Below are 17,318 nucleotides of genomic sequence, written 5' to 3' on the forward strand. Positions count from 1 at the left end.
CCCAAGTACAACGAGTACAAGAAGGCCGACAGCGAGTCCCTGCTGGAGACCACCGGCAAGGAGCTCCGCAAGCTCATGAGCTGGGTCGACAACGAGGACGCCTGAGTTCTCGCCGGGGGGCAGGTCCGTACGCCCTGCCCCCCGGCGCAGGCCGGCCTCACACCCCGTGTCACTGCGGGGAAAGGCGGGTGGCAGGAAGGCGGACCGCACGTCTGTGCAGGCCGTCCACCCCGTGCGGGTGATCCTTCCACCGGGGCGCAGTCCGTGCCCGGCCGCATGACTACACTTCTCAACACATACACGCGTCAGGGCCCACAGTGTCGTGCGTCTTCCACGCGGCTAGCCCCTCCACGCCTGCGGCCGTCGGGACGGCCGTCCGCACTGGACTTGTGAGGACACACGTGAGCTCGAAACCTGTCGTACTCATCGCCGAAGAGCTGTCGCCCGCCACGGTTGACGCTCTGGGCCCGGATTTCGAGATCCGGCATTGCAACGGCGCGGACCGCGCCGAACTCCTCCCCGCGATCTCCGACGTCGACGCGATCCTGGTGCGCTCCGCCACCAAGGTCGATGCCGAGGCCATCGCCGCGGCGAAGCAGCTCAAGGTCGTCGCCCGCGCAGGCGTCGGTCTGGACAACGTCGACGTCTCCTCGGCCACCAAGGCCGGCGTGATGGTCGTCAACGCGCCGACGTCCAACATCGTCACCGCCGCCGAGCTGGCCTGTGGTCTGCTCGTCGCCACCGCGCGCAACATCCCGCAGGCCAACACCGCGCTGAAGAACGGCGAGTGGAAGCGCTCCAAGTACACGGGTGTGGAGCTCAGCGAGAAGACCCTCGGCGTCGTCGGCCTCGGCCGTATCGGCGTGCTGGTCGCGCAGCGCATGTCGGCCTTCGGCATGAAGATCGTCGCGTACGACCCCTACGTGCAGCCCGCGCGCGCCGCGCAGATGGGCGTCAAGCTTCTCACGCTGGACGAGCTGCTCGAGGTCTCCGACTTCATCACGGTGCACCTCCCCAAGACCCCGGAGACGCTCGGCCTCATCGGCGACGACGCGCTGCACAAGGTGAAGCCCTCCGTGCGCATCGTCAACGCCGCGCGCGGCGGCATCGTCGACGAGGAGGCGCTCGCCTCCGCCCTCAAGGAGGGCCGGGTCGCCGGCGCCGGTCTGGACGTGTACACCAAGGAGCCCTGCACGGACTCCCCGCTGTTCCAGTTCGACCAGGTCGTCTGCACCCCGCACCTCGGTGCCTCCACCGACGAGGCGCAGGAGAAGGCGGGCATCGCGGTCGCCACGTCCGTCCGTCTGGCCCTTGCCGGTGAGCTCGTGCCCGACGCGGTCAACGTCCAGGGCGGCGTCATCGCCGAGGACGTGCGCCCCGGCCTGCCGCTCGCCGAGAAGCTCGGCCGGATCTTCACCGCGCTCGCGGGCGAGGTCGCGGCCCGTCTCGACGTCGAGGTCTACGGCGAGATCACCCAGCACGACGTGAAGGTGCTCGAACTCTCCGCGCTCAAGGGCGTCTTCGAGGACGTCGTCGACGAGACCGTCAGCTATGTCAACGCCCCGCTCTTCGCGCAGGAGCGCGGTGTCGAGGTCCGCCTCACCACCAGCTCCGAGTCGCCGGACCACCGCAACGTGGTGACCGTCCGGGGCACGCTGTCGAGCGGCGAGGAGGTCGCGGTCTCCGGCACGCTGGCCGGTCCCAAGCACCTCCAGAAGATCGTCGCGATCGGCGAGCACGACGTCGACCTGGCGCTGGCCGACCACATGGTCGTCCTGCGCTACGAGGACCGTCCCGGCGTCGTCGGCGCGGTCGGCAAGATCCTCGGCGAGGCCGGGCTGAACATCGCCGGCATGCAGGTCTCGCGGCAGGACGCGGGCGGCGAGGCGCTGGTCGTCCTCACCGTCGACGACACCATCCCGCAGTCGGTCCTCACCGAGATCGCCGAGGAGATCGGTGCCGCCTCGGCGCGTTCGGTGAACCTCACCGACTGACCAGGCAGACACACGACGACCGCGCCCGGCGGACAGATTTCGCTCTGTCCGCCGGGCGCGGTCGTACGAGGTCCCGCCGGCCCGGGATTCACAGCCGGGCCTGCTTCAGCGCCATGTGCAGCAGCAGCCGGTCCTCGCCGTCGTTCAGGTCGAGGCCGGTGAGCTGCTGGATCCGGGCGAGCCGGTAGTAGAGCGTCTGGCGGTGGATGCCCAGCTCGGTGGCGGTCCGGCTCGCCTGGCCCGCGCGGTCGAGGAACACCTCGGCGGTGCGGGCCAGTTCCGTGTGGGCCGGGGTCAGCAGGGGGCGGACGGCCGGGTCCGGCGCCGTGTCAGGGGTGCGGGGCAGGGCGGCCAGCAGTCGGTACGGTCCGATGGCCGCCCAGTCGGCGACCGGGCCGAAGCGCGATTCCGCCGCGGCCGCACGGGCGGCGGACAGGGCCTCGTGCCAGGAGTCGGCCAGCTCCGCCAGACCTCGGCGGGCGGCGGCGAGACCGCCGGTCGCGGCGGGACCTGCGGTGGCCCGCAACCGCTCCGCGGCCGTCGTCGCCGGATCGAGCGCCTCGGGGGAGCGCAGCCGGACCAGGGCGGCCAGGGCCTGGGCACCGGCGCCGGGCACCGCGGCGAGGGCCGCCGCCGACGGCACCGTACGCACGGAAGGGGTCTCGCCCGGCCACGGGGTCACGCACACCACGGTGTGCAGGCCGTCCGCGTCTGTGCCGAGGGCCTCGCGCAGCGCGCCCACCGCCATGTCGCGCTGCCATCCGCGCCCGGCGACGAGCACCGCGCCGAACTCCCGTGACAGGTCCGCTCCGGCCCGCTCCTCGTCGGCGAGCAGGGCGCCGATCCGGGCCGCCACGTCCATGGCCGCCGTCAGCTGTTCCTCCGTCGGTCCGGGGTCCGCGTCCAGCAGCCACACATAGCCCAGGACGACACCCCGATGGCGTACCGGAAGGCAGACGCGGTCCCGGAACACCCCGGCCTCCGGGGCGGCCGGGATACGGACCGGGCCCGTCGCACGGGTGATGCCGAAGCCCTCGAACCAGGCGCGCACGGCGGGCGTGGAGCGCCGGGTCAGGATCGAGCGCGTACGGACGGGATCCATGGCCGTGTCGTCGTCGCTGTCATGAGCCCCGAAGGCGACCAGGCCGAAATCGCGGTTCTCCAGGGTCGCGGGGGTGCTGAGCAGCGCGGAGATCTCGTCGACCAGCTCCTGGTAATCGCCCTTCACCCCGTTATTCTCGCACCCCTTCAGACATATGTCTGAGATCCAGTACACGGATGCGTGACAGCTGTCGATGGCACGGGATTGCGGGGGTCCCTAGATTTCACAGTGGTTCTCCGTGCCGTCCCGGTCCGTTCATCCGCGTCCCGGTCCGGCCTCGTTCGTACTCCGTGGAGGTGCCCCGTGCTGGGTCCCGTGATTCTCGCCGCATCCCGCAGCGACAAGATGCGTCGTTTCATCTCGGCCGCGCCGGGCACCAAGCAGGTCGTCGGCCGCTTCATCGCGGGCGAGGGCGTCGACCAGGTCGTCCCGGTCATCCAGGACGCGGCCGCCAAGGGCCTCGATGTCACCCTCGACGTCGTGGGTGAGGACATCACCACCCCCGGGCAGGCCGCCGCCGCCCGCGACGCCTACCTGGAGCTGGCCGGCCGCCTCGAGAAGCTGGGGCTCGGCGAGCGCGCCGAGATGTCCGTCAAGCTCTCGATGTTCGGCCAGGCGCTGGAAGGCGGCCACGAGCTGGCTCTCGCGAACATCCGTCCCGTCGTCGAGGCCGCCGCCGCGATCGGCACCACGGTCACGCTGGACGCCGAGGACCACACCACCCTCGACTCGATGTTCGCCATCCACGAGGAGCTGCGGAAGGACTTCCCGCAGACCGGCTGCGTGATCCAGTCCTACCTGTTCCGTACCGAGGCCGACGCCCGCCGCCTCGCCGCCGCGGGCAGCCGGGTCCGCCTGGTGAAGGGCGCGTACAAGGAGCCCGCCTCCGTCGCCTACCAGAACAAGCCGGAGATCGACAAGGCGTACGTCCGCATCCTGAAGACGCTGATGCAGGGGGAGGGCTACCCGATGATCGGGTCCCACGATCCCCGTCTCATCGCGATCGGCCAGGAGCTCGCGCGCCAGGCCGGGCGCAAACTGGATGAGTACGAGTTCCAGATGCTGTACGGCATCCGCAGCGAGGAGCATGTCCGGCTCGCGGCCGAGGGCCACCGGATGCGCGTCTACACGGCGTACGGCACCGACTGGTACGGATACTTCATGCGCCGCCTCGCGGAGAAGCCGGCCAACCTGCTCTTCTTCGCCCGCTCCGTCGTCACCAAGGGCTGACCTGCCCGGCCGACCACCCACCTCAACCAAGGAGACAAGGCACTCATGGACGCTGTCACCCAGGTCCCCGCGCCGGTCAACGAGCCGGTCCACTCCTACGCCCCCGGCACCGCCGAGCGAGCCCGTCTGGAGGCGAAGCTCAAGGAGCTCGCCGAGAACCCCATCGACCTGCCGATGACCATCGGCGGCGAGAAGCGGATGGGTGGCGGCGCGCGCTTCGACGTCGTGCAGCCGCACAACCACAAGGCCGTCATCGGTACCGCCGCCGCGGCCACCGAGGCCGACGCCCAGGACGCGGTCGACGCGGCCCTCGCCGCCGCCCCGGCCTGGCGCGCGATGTCCTTCGACGACCGCGCCGCGATCATCCTGCGCGCCGCCGAGCTGCTCTCCGGCCCCTGGCGCGAGACGCTGGCCGCCTCCACGATGCTCGGCCAGGGCAAGACCGCACAGCAGGCGGAGATCGACTGTCCCTGTGAGCTCGTCGACTTCTGGCGCTTCAACGTGCACTACGCGCGCCAGATCCTCGCCGAGCAGCCGCCGGCGAACTCTCCCGGCGTGTGGAACCGCATGGACCACCGCCCGCTCGAGGGCTTCGTCTACGCGATCACGCCGTTCAACTTCTCGGCCATCGCGGGCAACCTGCCCACCGCCCCCGCCCTCATGGGCAACGTCGTGGTGTGGAAGCCGTCCCCGACGCAGACCCACGCGGCCGTGCTGCTGATGCAGCTCCTGGAGGAGGCCGGACTGCCCGAGGGCGTCATCAACCTGGTCACCGGCGACGGCATCGCCGTCTCCGAGGTGGCTCTGAACCACCGCGACCTGGCCGGTGTCCACTTCACCGGCTCGACCCCCACCTTCCAGCACCTGTGGAAGACGGTCGGCAACAACATCGCCAACTACCGCACCTACCCGCGGCTCGTCGGCGAGACCGGCGGCAAGGACTTCGTCGTCGCACACCCCAGCGCCGACCGCGCCGTGCTGAAGACCGCGCTGACCCGCGGCTCCTTCGAGTACCAGGGCCAGAAGTGCTCGGCCTCCTCCCGTGCGTACATCCCGGCCTCCATCTGGAACTCCGGGTTCCGGGAGGAGTTCGCGGCCGAGGTCGACGGCATCACCATGGGTGACGTCACCGACCTGTCGCACTTCATGGGCGCCGTCATCGACGAGCGTTCCTTCGCGAAGAACAAGGCGGCGATCGACCGCGCCAAGGCCGACCCGACGTGCACGATCGTCGCCGGCGGCACGTACGACGGCTCCGTCGGCTACTTCGTCCGTCCGACCGTCATCGTCTGCGACGACCCGGCCAACGAAGTCTTCACCACCGAATACTTCGGCCCGATCCTTGCCGTGCACGTCTACCAGGACGAGAAGTACGACGCGATGCTGGAGCAGATGGAGTCGGTCTCCGACTACGCGCTGACCGGCGCGGTCATCTCCAACGACCGTGCGGCGGCCGCGTACACGATGGACAAGCTCCGCTACGCGGCGGGCAACTTCTACATCAACGACAAGTCGACCGGTGCCGTCGTCGGCCAGCAGCCCTTCGGCGGCGGCCGTGGCTCCGGCACCAACGACAAGGCGGGCGCCCCGCAGAACCTGCAGCGCTGGACGCTGACCCGCGCCATCAAGGAGACGCTGGTCGCGCCGACCGACTACATCTACCCCCACCAGGGCTGACGCCCCCGGGGCGCCCGCACCGGGCGCCCCGCCCCGCCCTCCGCCTCCCGGCCGGCTCCCCCCGCCTGCCGGGAGGCGGTTTCCATCTCCGGGGTCCGGCACCCCCGCGTGACCTCAGCCCTTCACGGTGAAACCGGCCCGCAGGAGGGTGTCGTCGCCGGAGGACGGGCCGACCAGCAGCTCGAAGGCGCCGGGCTCGACGACCCGACGGCCCGCCGCGTCCACGAGGGTGCACTCCGAGACCGGCAGCTCCAGGTGCACCTCGCGTTCCTCCCCCGGGGCGAGCGTCACCTGCCGGTAGGTCTTCAGCTCCTTCTCGGCCCAGGTCACGGACGTCACGGTGTCGCTGATGTACGCCTGCACGGTCTCCAGGGCCGGCCGCGCGCCGGTGTTGCGGACGGTGACGCGCGCCCTCAGCGTGTCGCTCTCCCCGACGGTCGCCTCGAGCACCTCCAGGCCGGAGTACGCGACGGTCGTGTAGCTCAGGCCCTCGCCGAACACGAAGGCCGGACGCTGGGTGAGGTCGGCGTACCGGGAGCCGTGCTGGCCGCGGATCTGGTTGTAGTACGTCGGCTGCTGCCCCGCGTGCCGGGCGAAGGAGACAGGCAGCCGCCCCGACGGCTCGACGAGGCCCAGCAGGACCTCGGCCACCGCCCGGCCGCCCTGCATGCCCGGGTTGAAGGCGTGCAGGACCGCGGCCGCGGCGAGGGCGGACGGCGGGAGCACCAGCGGCTTCGAGCTGATGACCACGACGACGAGCGGCGTGCCGGTCGCGGCGAGCGCGTCGAGCAACGCGGCCTGGCCGCCGACGAGTTCCAGGGTCGCGGTCGAACGTCCCTCGCCCACCAGCTCGATACGGTCACCCACCACGGCGACGACGTAGTCGGCGGCCTCGGCCGCGGCGACGGCCTCGCCGATCAGGGCCTCGGAGGGCTCCGCCGGGACGACGACGTCCGGGCGGGGCTGTCCGTCAGGGAAGAACGCCCCCTCCGGGTCGGGGCCCACGGAGAGGATCTCGGCGCCTCGCGCGTAGGTGACGTCCCAGCCGTCCGGGACGTGTTCGCGGAAGCCGTCGAGCACGGTGCGGATCATGGGGCGCGGGTGGCCGTCCGGCAGCCAGTCCACCTGGCCGGAGGAGCCCGCCCAGTCGCCCAGCTGGGTCTGCGCGTCATCGGCGTTGGGCCCGATCACGGCGACCCTGCGCGGAGCCTGTCCCGCCCCGGCGACGGCGCGTCCGTCCGGGCCCGGCACGAACCCGCCGGCCAGCGGCAGGGTGCCGTCGTTGGTGAGCAGGACCAGCGAGCGGCGGGCGGCCTCCAGATTCAGCACGGCGTGCCCGGCGCTGCCGATGACCGCGGCCTGCCGGGCGGTGTCGGGGTGACGGGGGTCCTCGAAGAGGCCCAGCTCGAACTTCAGGGTCAGGACGCGCCGTACCGCCGCGTCGATCGCCGCCTCGTCCAGGGTGCCCTCGGCGACCGCGTGCTGCGCGCCCTCGAAGAACTGCGGGGTGGTCATCACCACGTCGTTGCCCGCCTGGGCCGCCGCGGCGGCCGCCTGGGTGTGGTCAGCGTAGATCTTCTGCTCCCACACCATGCGGCCGACGTTGTCCCAGTCGGTGACCAGCGTGCCGGTGTAGCCCCACTCGCCGCGCAGCACCTCGTTCAGCAGCCAGTCGTTGACCGTGATCGGCACCCCGTCCATGGACTGGTAGCCGAGCATGAACGTACGGCAGCCCTCACGGGCGACCCGCTCGAACGGGGGCAGGAACCAGGAGCGCAGCTTGCGCCGGGAGAGGTCGGCCTCGCTCGCGTCCCGGCCGCCCTGTGTCTCGGAGTAGCCCGCGAAGTGCTTGGCGCACGCCAGGACCGCCGTCGGGTCACCCAGACCCTCGCCCTGGTAACCGCGCACCATCGCCGAGGCCAGCTCGCCGATCAGGAAGGGGTCTTCGCCGAAGGTCTCGCTGACCCGGCCCCAGCGCAGGTCACGGGTGATACAGAGCACCGGCGAGAACGTCCAGTGGACGCCTGTCGCCGCGACCTCGACGGCGGTGGCCCTGGCGACGCGCTCCACGAGCTCCGGGTCCCAGGTCGCGGCCAGTCCGAGCTGCGTGGGGTAGATCGTGGCGCCCTCCCAGAAGGAGTGGCCGTGGATGCAGTCCTCCGCGACCAGCAGCGGGATGCGCAGCCGGGTCCGGTCGGTCAGCGCCGCCGCTTCCAGGACGCGCTCGGGGGAGGCGTGGAGGATCGAACCCGCGTGCAGGTCCTCGATGAGGTGACGTACCCCGTCCTTGGCGTTCAGCTGGAGCATCTGGCCGGTCTTCTCGGCCAGGGTCATGCGGCCGAGGAGGTCGTCGACCCGCTCGGCGACGGGGAGCGCGGGGTCGAGGTAGGGCAGGGAGGGGGACACGAGGGGTCCTTTCGCGACACGGTTCCGCCCTCACCATAGAGTCGATACCGACCACCTGGTAAGTATCTCCGGAGGGTTGAACGGCTATCCGGTGCGTCGAAGTGCGGGAGAGTGGCGAGTGACGGCCGAAGAGCGGCGCGGCTACGCGAAGGGCCGCGCGAAGCGGCGCGAAATCCTGGGCCAGGCCATGTCCCTGTTCGGTGAGGCCGGCTATCGGGGGGCTTCGCTGCGGGTGATCGCGACCCGGTGCGGTATCTCGCACACCGGCCTGTTGCATCACTTCCCGACCAAGGAGGCGCTGCTGCTCGCGGTCCTGGAGCACCGTGACGACGTGGACGACGAGTGGCTCTCGCTGGGCGGCACCACGGGCGTCGGGCGGCTTCGGCGGTTCGTCGAGCTGGCCGAGCTGAACTCCACCCGGCGGGGGATCGTCGAGCTGTTCTCGGTGGTCTCCACCGAGGCGACGGCCGCCGATCACCCGGCTCACGGATATTTCGTGCGCCGCTACGAGAACTCGGTCGCGGGCGCGCAGCTCGCTTACGAACAGGCGCGGCTGGAGGGTGTGCTGCGGGCCGGTATCGCCCCCGACGCCGCGGGCCGGCAGCTGATCGCGCTGATGGACGGGCTCCAGGTGCAGTGGCTGCTCAGCGACTGCGTCACGGACATGGCCGGTGTCCTGCGCGCACACATGGAGGCGCAGCTCACCGTGGCTCTCCGAGGCCGCCGCGACGAGGTCAGCCGACGCGGCCGTCTCAGATAGTAGGAAGTCCGAGTATCTGTAGAGACAAGTGGCCCGAGCTGTCCTAACTTTGTGGGAGCCGAACGAATCGCTGATCCGGCGACCGGCGTGTGTGAGCGTGCCGAAGCAGGCAATCCCTGCGGCATCCGCTCCCCGCCCCTTCAGGCGCCTCGAAATCCCGATCTCGACAACGCGATCCCGACATCCGTCGCGCGAAGTCCCGATCCCGCAATCCACGCGATCTCAAGGAGTCGATCCCTCATGACCGAGACCACTGTCCGCCGCGTCCGTCACGCCTCCCGCCCCGCCGAGTCGGAGCGCAAGAACGCCGCCGCCGCCCTGCAGCGGGCTCTCGACCGCCGGGACAACGGCGGGTCGACGGGTCACTGAGGGGATCCCTCTGTCGGCGCCCGTCATCCGGAGCCATGCGACGTCCGTATCGTGGACGTCGAATGTCATGGGGTGGGACGGAGGGCTAGGGTTCTCACATGTCTCGCAGCATCGATCTCGCAGTGATCCCCGGCGACGGTATCGGCCAGGAGGTCGTCACCCAGGGCCTCAAGGTTCTCAACGCTGTCCTCCCGCAGGATGTGAAGCTGGAGGCCAAGGAGTACGACCTCGGCGCCCGGCGATGGCACCGCACCGGTGAGACCCTTCCCGACGCGGAGCTGGAAGCCCTCAAGGGCCACGACGCCATCCTGCTCGGTGCCATCGGGGACCCGTCCGTGCCCTCGGGCGTGCTGGAGCGCGGGCTGCTGCTGAAGCTGCGTTTCGCGTTCGACCACTTCATCAACCTGCGGCCGTCGAAGCTCTTCCCGAACACCGCCACGCCGCTGGCCGGCCGGCCGGAGATCGATTTCGTCGTCGTCCGCGAGGGAACCGAGGGCCCGTACACGGGCAACGGCGGTTCCCTGCGCACGGGCACGGAGCACGAGGTCGCCACCGAGGTCAGTGTCAACACCGCCTACGGCGTCGAGCGTGTCGTGCGTGACGCCTTCGCGCGTGCCGCCGCCCGCCCGCGCAAGAAGCTGACGCTGGTCCACAAGAACAACGTCCTCGTGTACGCCGGCCGCCTGTGGAAGAACACCTTCGACAAGGTCGCGACCGAGTTCCCCGAGGTCACCACCGACTATCTGCACGTCGACGCCGCGACGATCTTCTTCGTCTCCCAGCCGGAGCGCTTCGACGTCATCGTCACCGACAACCTCTTCGGTGACATCCTCACCGACCTCGCCGCGGCGGTGACCGGCGGCATCGGCCTGGCCGCTTCGGGCAACATCAACCCGACGGGCGCCTTCCCGTCCATGTTCGAGCCGGTGCACGGCACCGCGCCCGACATCGCGGGCCAGGGCAAGGCCGACCCCACGGCCACGATCCTCTCCGTCGCCCTCCTGCTGCGCCACCTCGGCTACGAGGCCGAGGCCGTGCGCATCGAGGAGGCCGTCTCCGCCGATCTCGCGGAGCGTGACGGAAAGAACGCACGCACCACCGACGAGATCGGTGACGCGCTCGCGGTACGTGTAGCGAGCTGACCCGACGTCTCCACTTCGAAGCCGCCGGGTCGCAACCGCACCCGGCGGCTTCACCTCGCGGTCTCCGGGTGCCACCATCGACCCCTGGACCGCGTTTTCGCGTCGTGCGAGCGACATCGTGAAACGTCACCGCAATCGAGTCATTTCGTGCAGAGCCGCCCCCGGGAGATAATCGAACGCGGGACCGCGGCTCGCCGTAGAGCTCGGACGTCCTACAACCTGCCCGGCGCTTCCGGGCGGGAGAAGGCGTGAGCGCGGTCCATCACACACAAGACCGTGAAGGACACGCACTCATGACGACGCCCACGATCGAGCTCAAGCCCTCCTCGCACCCGCTGTCCGACGCGGAGCGCGAGGCGGCCCTGGCCAACCCCGGATTCGGCCGGCACTTCACCGACCACATGGTGACGATCAGCTGGACCGAGGGCCGCGGCTGGCACGACGCGCAGCTCGTGCCGTACGGTCCGCTGTCGCTCGACCCGGCCAACATGACGCTGCACTACGCGCAGGAGATCTTCGAGGGGCTCAAGGCCTACCGGCAGCCCGACGGCACGGTCGCCACCTTCCGTCCGGAGGCCAACGCCGCACGCTTCCAGCGGTCCGCCGCCCGGCTCGCGATGCCGGAGCTGCCCGTCGAGACCTTCATCGAGGCCTGTGACGTCCTGGTCCAGCAGGACCGGGCCTGGGTCCCGGCGCACGGCGGCGAGGAGTCCCTCTATCTGCGCCCCTTCATGATCGCCGCAGAGGTGGGCCTCGGTGTCCGGCCGGCCAACGAGTACCTCTTCCTCGTCATCGCCTCTCCCGCCGGCGCCTACTTCCCCGGCGGTGTGAAGCCGGTCTCGATCTGGCTCTCCCAGGACCGGGTGCGCGCCGTTCCCGGCGGTGTGGGCGACGCCAAGACCGGCGGCAACTACGCCGCCTCCCTCCTCGCCCAGGCCGAGGCGGCGGCGCAGGGCTGCGACCAGGTCGCGTACCTCGACGCAGTCGAGCACAAGTGGGTCGAGGAGCTCGGCGGCATGAACCTCTACTTCGTGTACGAGCAGGAGGACGGCGGCAGGCGGATCGTCACCCCCTCCCTCACCGGGTCGCTGCTCGCCGGCGTCACCCGCGACTCCCTGCTCACCGTCGCCCGTGACCTCGGTTACGCCTCCGAGGAGGGCCGCGTCTCCATCGATCAGTGGCGCGCCGACACCGAGAACGGCACCCTCACCGAGGTCTTCGCCTGCGGCACCGCCGCCGTCATCACGCCCGTCGGCACCGTGAAGTCCGCGGACGGCGAGTGGACCCAGGGCGACGGCACCCCCGGCGAGGTCACCCTCAAGCTGCGCGAGCGCCTGCTGGACATCCAGCGCGGCATCGCCGAGGACACCCACGGCTGGATGCACGAGCTCGGCTAGTCACCGGTCGTACGCAAGAAGGCCGCGCCCCTCGCGGCGGTTCCCAGGGGGCGCGGCCTTCGTCGTCTCGTGTCGCGAGGTACGAGCGCCGCTCAGGGCCTCGGCTCGGCGCCTACGTCGCGCCGTACGTCCCCGACGGCCACCGCGACCCGCACCGGACGCTCCGGCTGGAGGCCTGGGCAGTGCGACGAGGTCCTCGCCCGCATCCTGAGACGGGCCGGGGCCCGGGAGCGCCGCTGTGCCAGACTGCGTGCGTGTCCTCGTTCGCCATGATTATCGGCAGCAGGCGCGCCGGTCCGCAGTGACCGTCCCGTATCACCACGTACGGAACGGACATCGTGCCCCAGACCCGCGCGCAGACCTCTCGCACCCGCGAGGGGTTTTTTCGTTTTCCGGCCCACACCACGGCAGGAGCGAGGCACGCGAGAGGATGGGGGCAAGTGGAGCCGATTCGTCCGGATCCGCTCACCCGACAGGAGTCAGAAGCATGACCACCAAGGCCACAGCCCCCGACGACACCTTCCACGTCTTCGACACCACCCTGCGCGACGGTGCGCAGCGCGAAGGCATCAACCTGACCGTCGCGGACAAGCTGACCATTGCCCGGCATCTGGACGACTTCGGCGTGGGCTTCATCGAGGGCGGTTGGCCCGGAGCCAACCCACGCGACACCGAATTCTTCGCCCGTGCCCAGCAGGAGATCGACTTCCAGCACGCCCAGCTCGTCGCCTTCGGCGCCACCCGCAGGGCAGGAGGCAAGGCCGCCGAGGACCCGCAGGTGCAGGCGCTCCTGGACTCGGGCGCCCCGGTGATCACGCTGGTCGCCAAGTCCCACGACCGCCACGTGGAGCTCGCCCTGCGCACCACCCTGGAGGAGAACCTGGAAATGGTCCGCGACACCGTCGCCCACCTCCGGGAACAGGGCCGCCGGGTCTTCGTCGACTGCGAGCACTTCTTCGACGGGTACCGTGCCGACGCCGAGTACGCCAAGTCGGTCGTACGCACCGCCCACGAGGCCGGCGCCGATGTGGTCATCCTCTGCGACACCAACGGCGGGATGCTTCCCGCCCAGGTCCAGGCCGTCGTCTCCACCGTCCTCGCCGACACCGGCGCCCGGCTCGGCATCCACGCCCAGGACGACACGGGCTGCGCGGTCGCCAACACCCTGGCCGCCGTGGACGCGGGCGCCACTCATGTGCAGTGCACGGCCAACGGCTACGGCGAGCGGGTCGGGAACGCCAACCTCTTCCCGGTCGTCGCCGCGCTGGAACTCAAGTACGGCAAGACCGTCCTGCACGAGGGCGCGCTCGCCGAGATGACCCGCATCTCCCACGCCATCGCCGAGGTCGTCAACCTCACGCCCTCCACCCATCAGCCGTACGTCGGTGTCTCGGCCTTCGCCCACAAGGCCGGACTGCACGCCTCCGCGATCAAGGTCGACCCGGACCTCTACCAGCACATCGACCCCGAACTCGTCGGCAACACCATGCGGATGCTCGTCTCCGACATGGCGGGCCGCGCCTCCATCGAGCTCAAGGGCAAGGAGCTCGGCATCGACCTGGGAGATGACCGCGCGCTCGTCCAACGGGTCGTCGACCGGGTCAAGGAGCGGGAGCTCAAGGGCTACACGTACGAGGCGGCCGACGCCTCCTTCGAGCTGCTGCTGCGCGCCGAGGTCGAGGGCCGTCCCCGCCGATACTTCCGCACCGAGTCCTGGCGGGCCATCGTCGAGAACCGTCCCGACGGCACCCACGCCAACGAGGCGACCGTGAAGCTCTGGGCCAAGGGGGAGCGGATCGTCGCCACGGCCGAGGGCAACGGCCCGGTCAACGCCCTGGACCGGGCGCTGCGCGTCGGCCTGGAGCGGATCTACCCGCAGCTCGCCAAGCTGGAGCTGATCGACTACAAGGTCCGCATCCTCGAAGGCCGCACCGGCACCGAATCCACCACCCGGGTGCTGATCGCCACGGGCGACGGATCCGGTGACTGGGCGACGGTCGGCGTGGCCGAGAACGTCATCGCCGCGTCCTGGCAGGCGCTGGAGGACGCGTACACCTACGGTCTGCTGCGCGCGGGCGTCGAGCCCACCGACTAGGAGTCCCTCACCGGAGCCGCCACTTCTGGTTGGCGGCTCCGGTGCAGGTCCAGATCTGCACGCGGGCGCCGTTCGCCGTGGACCGGTCGGCCACGTCCAGGCACTTGTCGGCCGCCGTGTTGACCACGTCTCCGGTCGAGGAGTCGTACGTCCAGCGTTGCGCGCCGGAGCCGTTGCAGGTGTACAGCTGGACCTTCGCCCCGTCGGCCGTCGAGCCCGATGTGACGTCCAGGCAGGCGCCCAGCACCTTGACGGAGCCGTCCGCGCCGACCGTCCAGCGCTGGTTGGCCGCGCCGGTGCAGTCCCAGATCTGGACGGGGGTGCCGTCGGTGCCGGTGTTGCCCGTGGCGTCCAGGCACTTTCCGCCGAGGCCGGTCAGGGCACCGCTGCTGCCCTGGGAGCCCGACTGGGTCCCCGACCAGGTGAACGTCGCCGAGGTACGGCCGGGCAGGGAGTAGGTGAACTTCTGCCCGCCCCAGTTGACGGTGACCTGCTGGGCGGAGGACGAACCGTTGTACGCGATCAGCGCCTTCGAGCCGTCCGGGTTGCGCCAGGCCACGTTGGGCACGGCCGAGCTGCCGGTGGAGGCGATCCGGGCGGCGCCCGGCCGGACGTACTTCGTCAGGTGGCCCATCGTGTAGTACTCGATGGTGTAGTCGACCTGACCGTGCCTGCTGTCCCCGTTGTGCACGGTGATCAGGCCGTCGCAGGTACCGCAGCCGCCGTTGTGCGGGCCCCGGTTCTGGTCGACGGCCAGCGACCACTTGGTCACCGACTTCGCCCAGTTGCGGGTGTAGTCGATGATGTTCAGCATGTCCTCGCGCTGCTGGTCGCCGATCCAGGTGCCGCCCGAGTGCTCGGTCTGAAAGGCGTCCAGCTGCGGGTACTGGTTGTGCACGGCGGTCTGCTTCGCTATGTCACCGCCGTAGCCGTGCCAGGCGACGCCGCCGAAGTTCGGGTGGCTGCGCACCGCCGGGTCGTCGACGGTCGGGGCCGCGTACGCGTCGTAGCTGTCCCAGTTCCAGTCGTGCGCGAGCACCTTGGTGGAGAGGCCGGCCGACTGGAGTCCGGGCAGCAGCTCGCTCTTGGTGAAGTAGGCGAGACCCGAGCCGTTCCAGCTCATGGAGGGGTAGCCGGAGCAGCAGGTCGGCTCGTTCTGCGCGGTGACGTAGTCGACCGGGACGCCCTGGGCCTTCCACGCCTGGAGGTACTTCACGAAGTAGTCCGCGTAGACGCCGTAGTTCTCGGCCTTCAGCCAGCCACCGTTGAGCTGTCCGTTGTCCTTCATCCAGGCCGGCGCCGTCCACGGGGAGGCGACCGTCGTCAGCGCCGGATTGAGCTGCTTGGCCTGCTCGGTGAGCGGCAGCACGTCCTGCAGATCGTGTGCGATCGAGAAGTCGGCGAGATCCGGGTCCGTCCGGCCGGCCGGCATGTCGTCGTAGGTGTAGCCGAAACGAGCCAGGTCGGACCCGCCCATCGGATTGCGTACGAACGACAGCCCGATGCCCTCCGTGGGCGAGAAGAGCTTTTTCATCGTCGCGTCGCGGGTGGCCTGGCTGAGGGCGCCGCTGCCCTTCATCAGCCAGGCCGCCGTGTCCGTGAACGAGGCGCCGCCGCCGGTGAAGGTCTGGTAGCGGGTGTTCTCGTCGACGGTGATGTTCGTGCCGGGGCCACCGTTGCCGGCGCCGAAGGCGATCGGCGTCTGCGCCTGGAGGCCGCGGGTGACATGGCGGCCGCCGGAGTCGTCCGTCGTGGTCAGCGCGATGTTCACGGTCTCGCCGGCGGCCTGTGCGGTGCCGGAGGAGAGCCCGGTCAGTCCCGCGGTCGCGAGCATCGTCGCGACGAGGACTCTCGCCGCTCTGCTTGTCCGATTCATGGGCTGCTGCCTTTCTCGGCAGGGGCGTGGGGGAAATTCCGTCGAACGAGCGTGAGTGAACTGGTTATTACGTGTCCGCGTCAAGAGGTTGTTACGTTCAAGAGGTGAACGAAAGGTCTCCCGGACCCGCTTCGGGCATGGGGGTGGACCAATCTCGGCGTGAAGTATTGACGCTCCTGTTCCGGCGCGGTTAACTCCAGCCGCAACGCCGGTACCGGTTCCGGAACCGGTACCGAAGCTCCGCCCCACCCCCTGCCCCGCCTTGTCCCTGGAGGCCCCGTTGCGTGTCACCATCGCCGATGTCGCCCGCGAGGCCGGCGTCAGCAAGACGACCGTGTCACGGGTCATCAACCGCAAGGGTGAAGTGGACGGTTCGACGGCCGCCCGTGTTCGTGAAGTGATCGCAGTCCTCGGCTACGTACCCAGCTCGGGCGCCGTCGGACTGGCCCGTGGCAGCAGCCGGACGGTCGGCATGCTGGTCCCCTCACTCACCTGGCCGTGGATGGGCGAGGTGCTCCAAGGGGTCGTCGACACCGTCGAGGCGGCCGATTACGGGCTGCTGCTCTTCACCTGCAACCGGGGCGCCGAGTCCGTCGAGCGCTTCACCACCCAGGTGTCGGCGCGTGCCTTCGACGGGCTCGTCGTCGTCGAGCCGGAGAACACGCTCGACCAGCTCACCGCTCTGCACCGGTCCGGTCTGCCGATCGTCCTGATCGACGACAGGGGCCACCACCCGGAATTCCCCTCCGTCGTGACCACCAATCACGAGGGAGGCGCGTCCGCCGCCCGTCATCTGCGGACCGCCGGACGCACCGGACCCCTGGTCGTCACCGGCCCGGAGCACTTCGGCTGCGTACGTGACCGGCTCGCGGGCTTCCGTTCGGTCCTGCCCACCGAGCTGGTCGTGGACGGGGACTTCACCGAGCGCGGTGGCCGTCTCGCCGTGGAGGAACTCCTGGCGGCGGGCACCCGGTTCGACTCCGTCTTCGCGCACAACGACATCAGCGCGGCCGGGGTCCTGCGGGCCCTGAGGGCGGCCGGCCGCCGTGTACCCGACGACATCGCGGTGGTCGGCTTCGACGACATCCCGATGGCCGAACACACCGAACCGCCGCTGACCACCGTGCGCCAGCCCGCCCGGCAGATGGGCGAGGCCGCGGCCCGTCTGCTGCTCTCCCGTCTCGGCGGCACCGCGGTACCGGACGGCCCGGTCGTGCTGCCCACCGAACTGGTCGTGCGCCACTCGGCGCCGTAACGGACCCGGCCCCGC

Annotated in this window: 12 protein-coding genes and 2 pseudogenes; 11 read left to right on the forward strand and 3 right to left on the reverse strand. The window is 70.3% G+C overall.

The annotated features are described in order from the left end of the window. Positions 1-105: pseudogene (locus ACWD04_RS28455) on the forward strand (ketol-acid reductoisomerase); the annotation flags it as partial. A 296-nt stretch (positions 106-401) separates the two neighbouring features. Beyond that, positions 402-1,994, forward strand: a complete 1,593-nt coding sequence (serA, locus tag ACWD04_RS28460) for a phosphoglycerate dehydrogenase (RefSeq protein ID WP_451136599.1) — start codon at positions 402-404, stop codon at positions 1,992-1,994. A gap of 88 nt (positions 1,995-2,082) precedes the next feature. Here the strand turns inward: serA and ACWD04_RS28465 are convergent, their stop codons facing one another. Further along, entirely contained in the window at positions 2,083-3,222 is a 1,140-nt protein-coding gene (locus ACWD04_RS28465) for a PucR family transcriptional regulator (RefSeq protein WP_451136600.1), read from the reverse strand. Between the two features lie 177 nt (positions 3,223-3,399). On the opposite strand from ACWD04_RS28465, the gene ACWD04_RS28470 reads away from it, so the two are divergent. Continuing rightward, positions 3,400-4,326 (forward strand): proline dehydrogenase family protein, encoded by a 927-nt coding sequence (locus ACWD04_RS28470; RefSeq protein ID WP_451136601.1) that lies wholly within the window; start codon positions 3,400-3,402, stop codon positions 4,324-4,326. A 45-nt stretch (positions 4,327-4,371) separates the two neighbouring features. Beyond that, a complete protein-coding gene (gene pruA / locus ACWD04_RS28475) occupies positions 4,372-6,003 on the forward strand; it encodes an L-glutamate gamma-semialdehyde dehydrogenase (protein WP_451136602.1) in 1,632 nt (543 codons plus the stop codon). Positions 6,004-6,117: 114 nt separating this feature from the next. Here pruA and ACWD04_RS28480 read toward each other — a convergent pair whose 3' ends face one another. Further along, positions 6,118-8,409: an exo-beta-d-1,3/1,6-glucosidase gene (locus ACWD04_RS28480; RefSeq protein ID WP_451136603.1), complete on the reverse strand. Its 2,292-nt coding sequence runs from the start codon at positions 8,407-8,409 to the stop codon at positions 6,118-6,120. 118 nt (positions 8,410-8,527) lie between these two features. Here ACWD04_RS28480 and ACWD04_RS28485 point away from each other — a divergent pair, with 118 nt between their 5' ends. The 6 genes and pseudogenes from ACWD04_RS28485 to cimA all read left to right on the forward strand — a co-directional run bounded on the left by ACWD04_RS28485 (position 8,528) and on the right by cimA (position 14,172). Continuing rightward, complete coding sequence (locus ACWD04_RS28485; protein ID WP_451136604.1) at positions 8,528-9,169, forward strand: TetR/AcrR family transcriptional regulator; 642 nt, start codon at positions 8,528-8,530, stop codon at positions 9,167-9,169. A 240-nt stretch (positions 9,170-9,409) separates the two neighbouring features. Continuing rightward, positions 9,410-9,538, forward strand: a complete 129-nt coding sequence (locus ACWD04_RS28490; RefSeq protein ID WP_451136605.1) for a hypothetical protein — start codon at positions 9,410-9,412, stop codon at positions 9,536-9,538. A gap of 98 nt (positions 9,539-9,636) precedes the next feature. Further along, positions 9,637-10,680, forward strand: coding sequence for a 3-isopropylmalate dehydrogenase (locus ACWD04_RS28495; RefSeq protein WP_451136606.1), 1,044 nt, complete (start codon positions 9,637-9,639; stop codon positions 10,678-10,680). A 293-nt stretch (positions 10,681-10,973) separates the two neighbouring features. Then, entirely contained in the window at positions 10,974-12,077 is a 1,104-nt protein-coding gene (locus ACWD04_RS28500) for a branched-chain amino acid aminotransferase (protein ID WP_451136607.1), read from the forward strand. A 101-nt stretch (positions 12,078-12,178) separates the two neighbouring features. Beyond that, positions 12,179-12,256: pseudogene (locus ACWD04_RS28505) on the forward strand (transcriptional regulator); the annotation flags it as partial. A 308-nt stretch (positions 12,257-12,564) separates the two neighbouring features. After that, positions 12,565-14,172: a citramalate synthase gene (gene cimA / locus ACWD04_RS28510; RefSeq protein WP_451136608.1), complete on the forward strand. Its 1,608-nt coding sequence runs from the start codon at positions 12,565-12,567 to the stop codon at positions 14,170-14,172. Between the two features lie 7 nt (positions 14,173-14,179). Here cimA and ACWD04_RS28515 read toward each other — a convergent pair whose 3' ends face one another. Next, the gene (locus ACWD04_RS28515; protein ID WP_451136609.1) at positions 14,180-16,048 is read right to left on the reverse strand and encodes a ricin-type beta-trefoil lectin domain protein; all 1,869 of its coding nucleotides are present in this window, start codon (positions 16,046-16,048) and stop codon (positions 14,180-14,182) included. Positions 16,049-16,328: 280 nt separating this feature from the next. On the opposite strand from ACWD04_RS28515, the gene ACWD04_RS28520 reads away from it, so the two are divergent. After that, complete coding sequence (locus ACWD04_RS28520) at positions 16,329-17,303, forward strand: LacI family DNA-binding transcriptional regulator (RefSeq protein ID WP_451136610.1); 975 nt, start codon at positions 16,329-16,331, stop codon at positions 17,301-17,303. Positions 17,304-17,318 lie beyond the last annotated feature (15 nt).

The sequence above is a fragment of the Streptomyces sp. NPDC002911 genome, from assembly GCF_053591835.1.

What these genes read in the sequence shown, in the direction of transcription:
- ACWD04_RS28515 (WP_451136609.1), bottom strand. Translation starts at nt 16,048, where the DNA reads ATGAATCGGACAAGCAGAGCGGCGAGAGTCCTCGTCGCGACGATGCTC.
- ACWD04_RS28490 (WP_451136605.1), top strand. Translation starts at nt 9,410, where the DNA reads ATGACCGAGACCACTGTCCGCCGCGTCCGTCACGCCTCCCGCCCCGCC.
- pruA (WP_451136602.1), top strand. Translation starts at nt 4,372, where the DNA reads ATGGACGCTGTCACCCAGGTCCCCGCGCCGGTCAACGAGCCGGTCCAC.
- ACWD04_RS28500 (WP_451136607.1), top strand. Translation starts at nt 10,974, where the DNA reads ATGACGACGCCCACGATCGAGCTCAAGCCCTCCTCGCACCCGCTGTCC.
- cimA (WP_451136608.1), top strand. Translation starts at nt 12,565, where the DNA reads ATGACCACCAAGGCCACAGCCCCCGACGACACCTTCCACGTCTTCGAC.
- ACWD04_RS28495 (WP_451136606.1), top strand. Translation starts at nt 9,637, where the DNA reads ATGTCTCGCAGCATCGATCTCGCAGTGATCCCCGGCGACGGTATCGGC.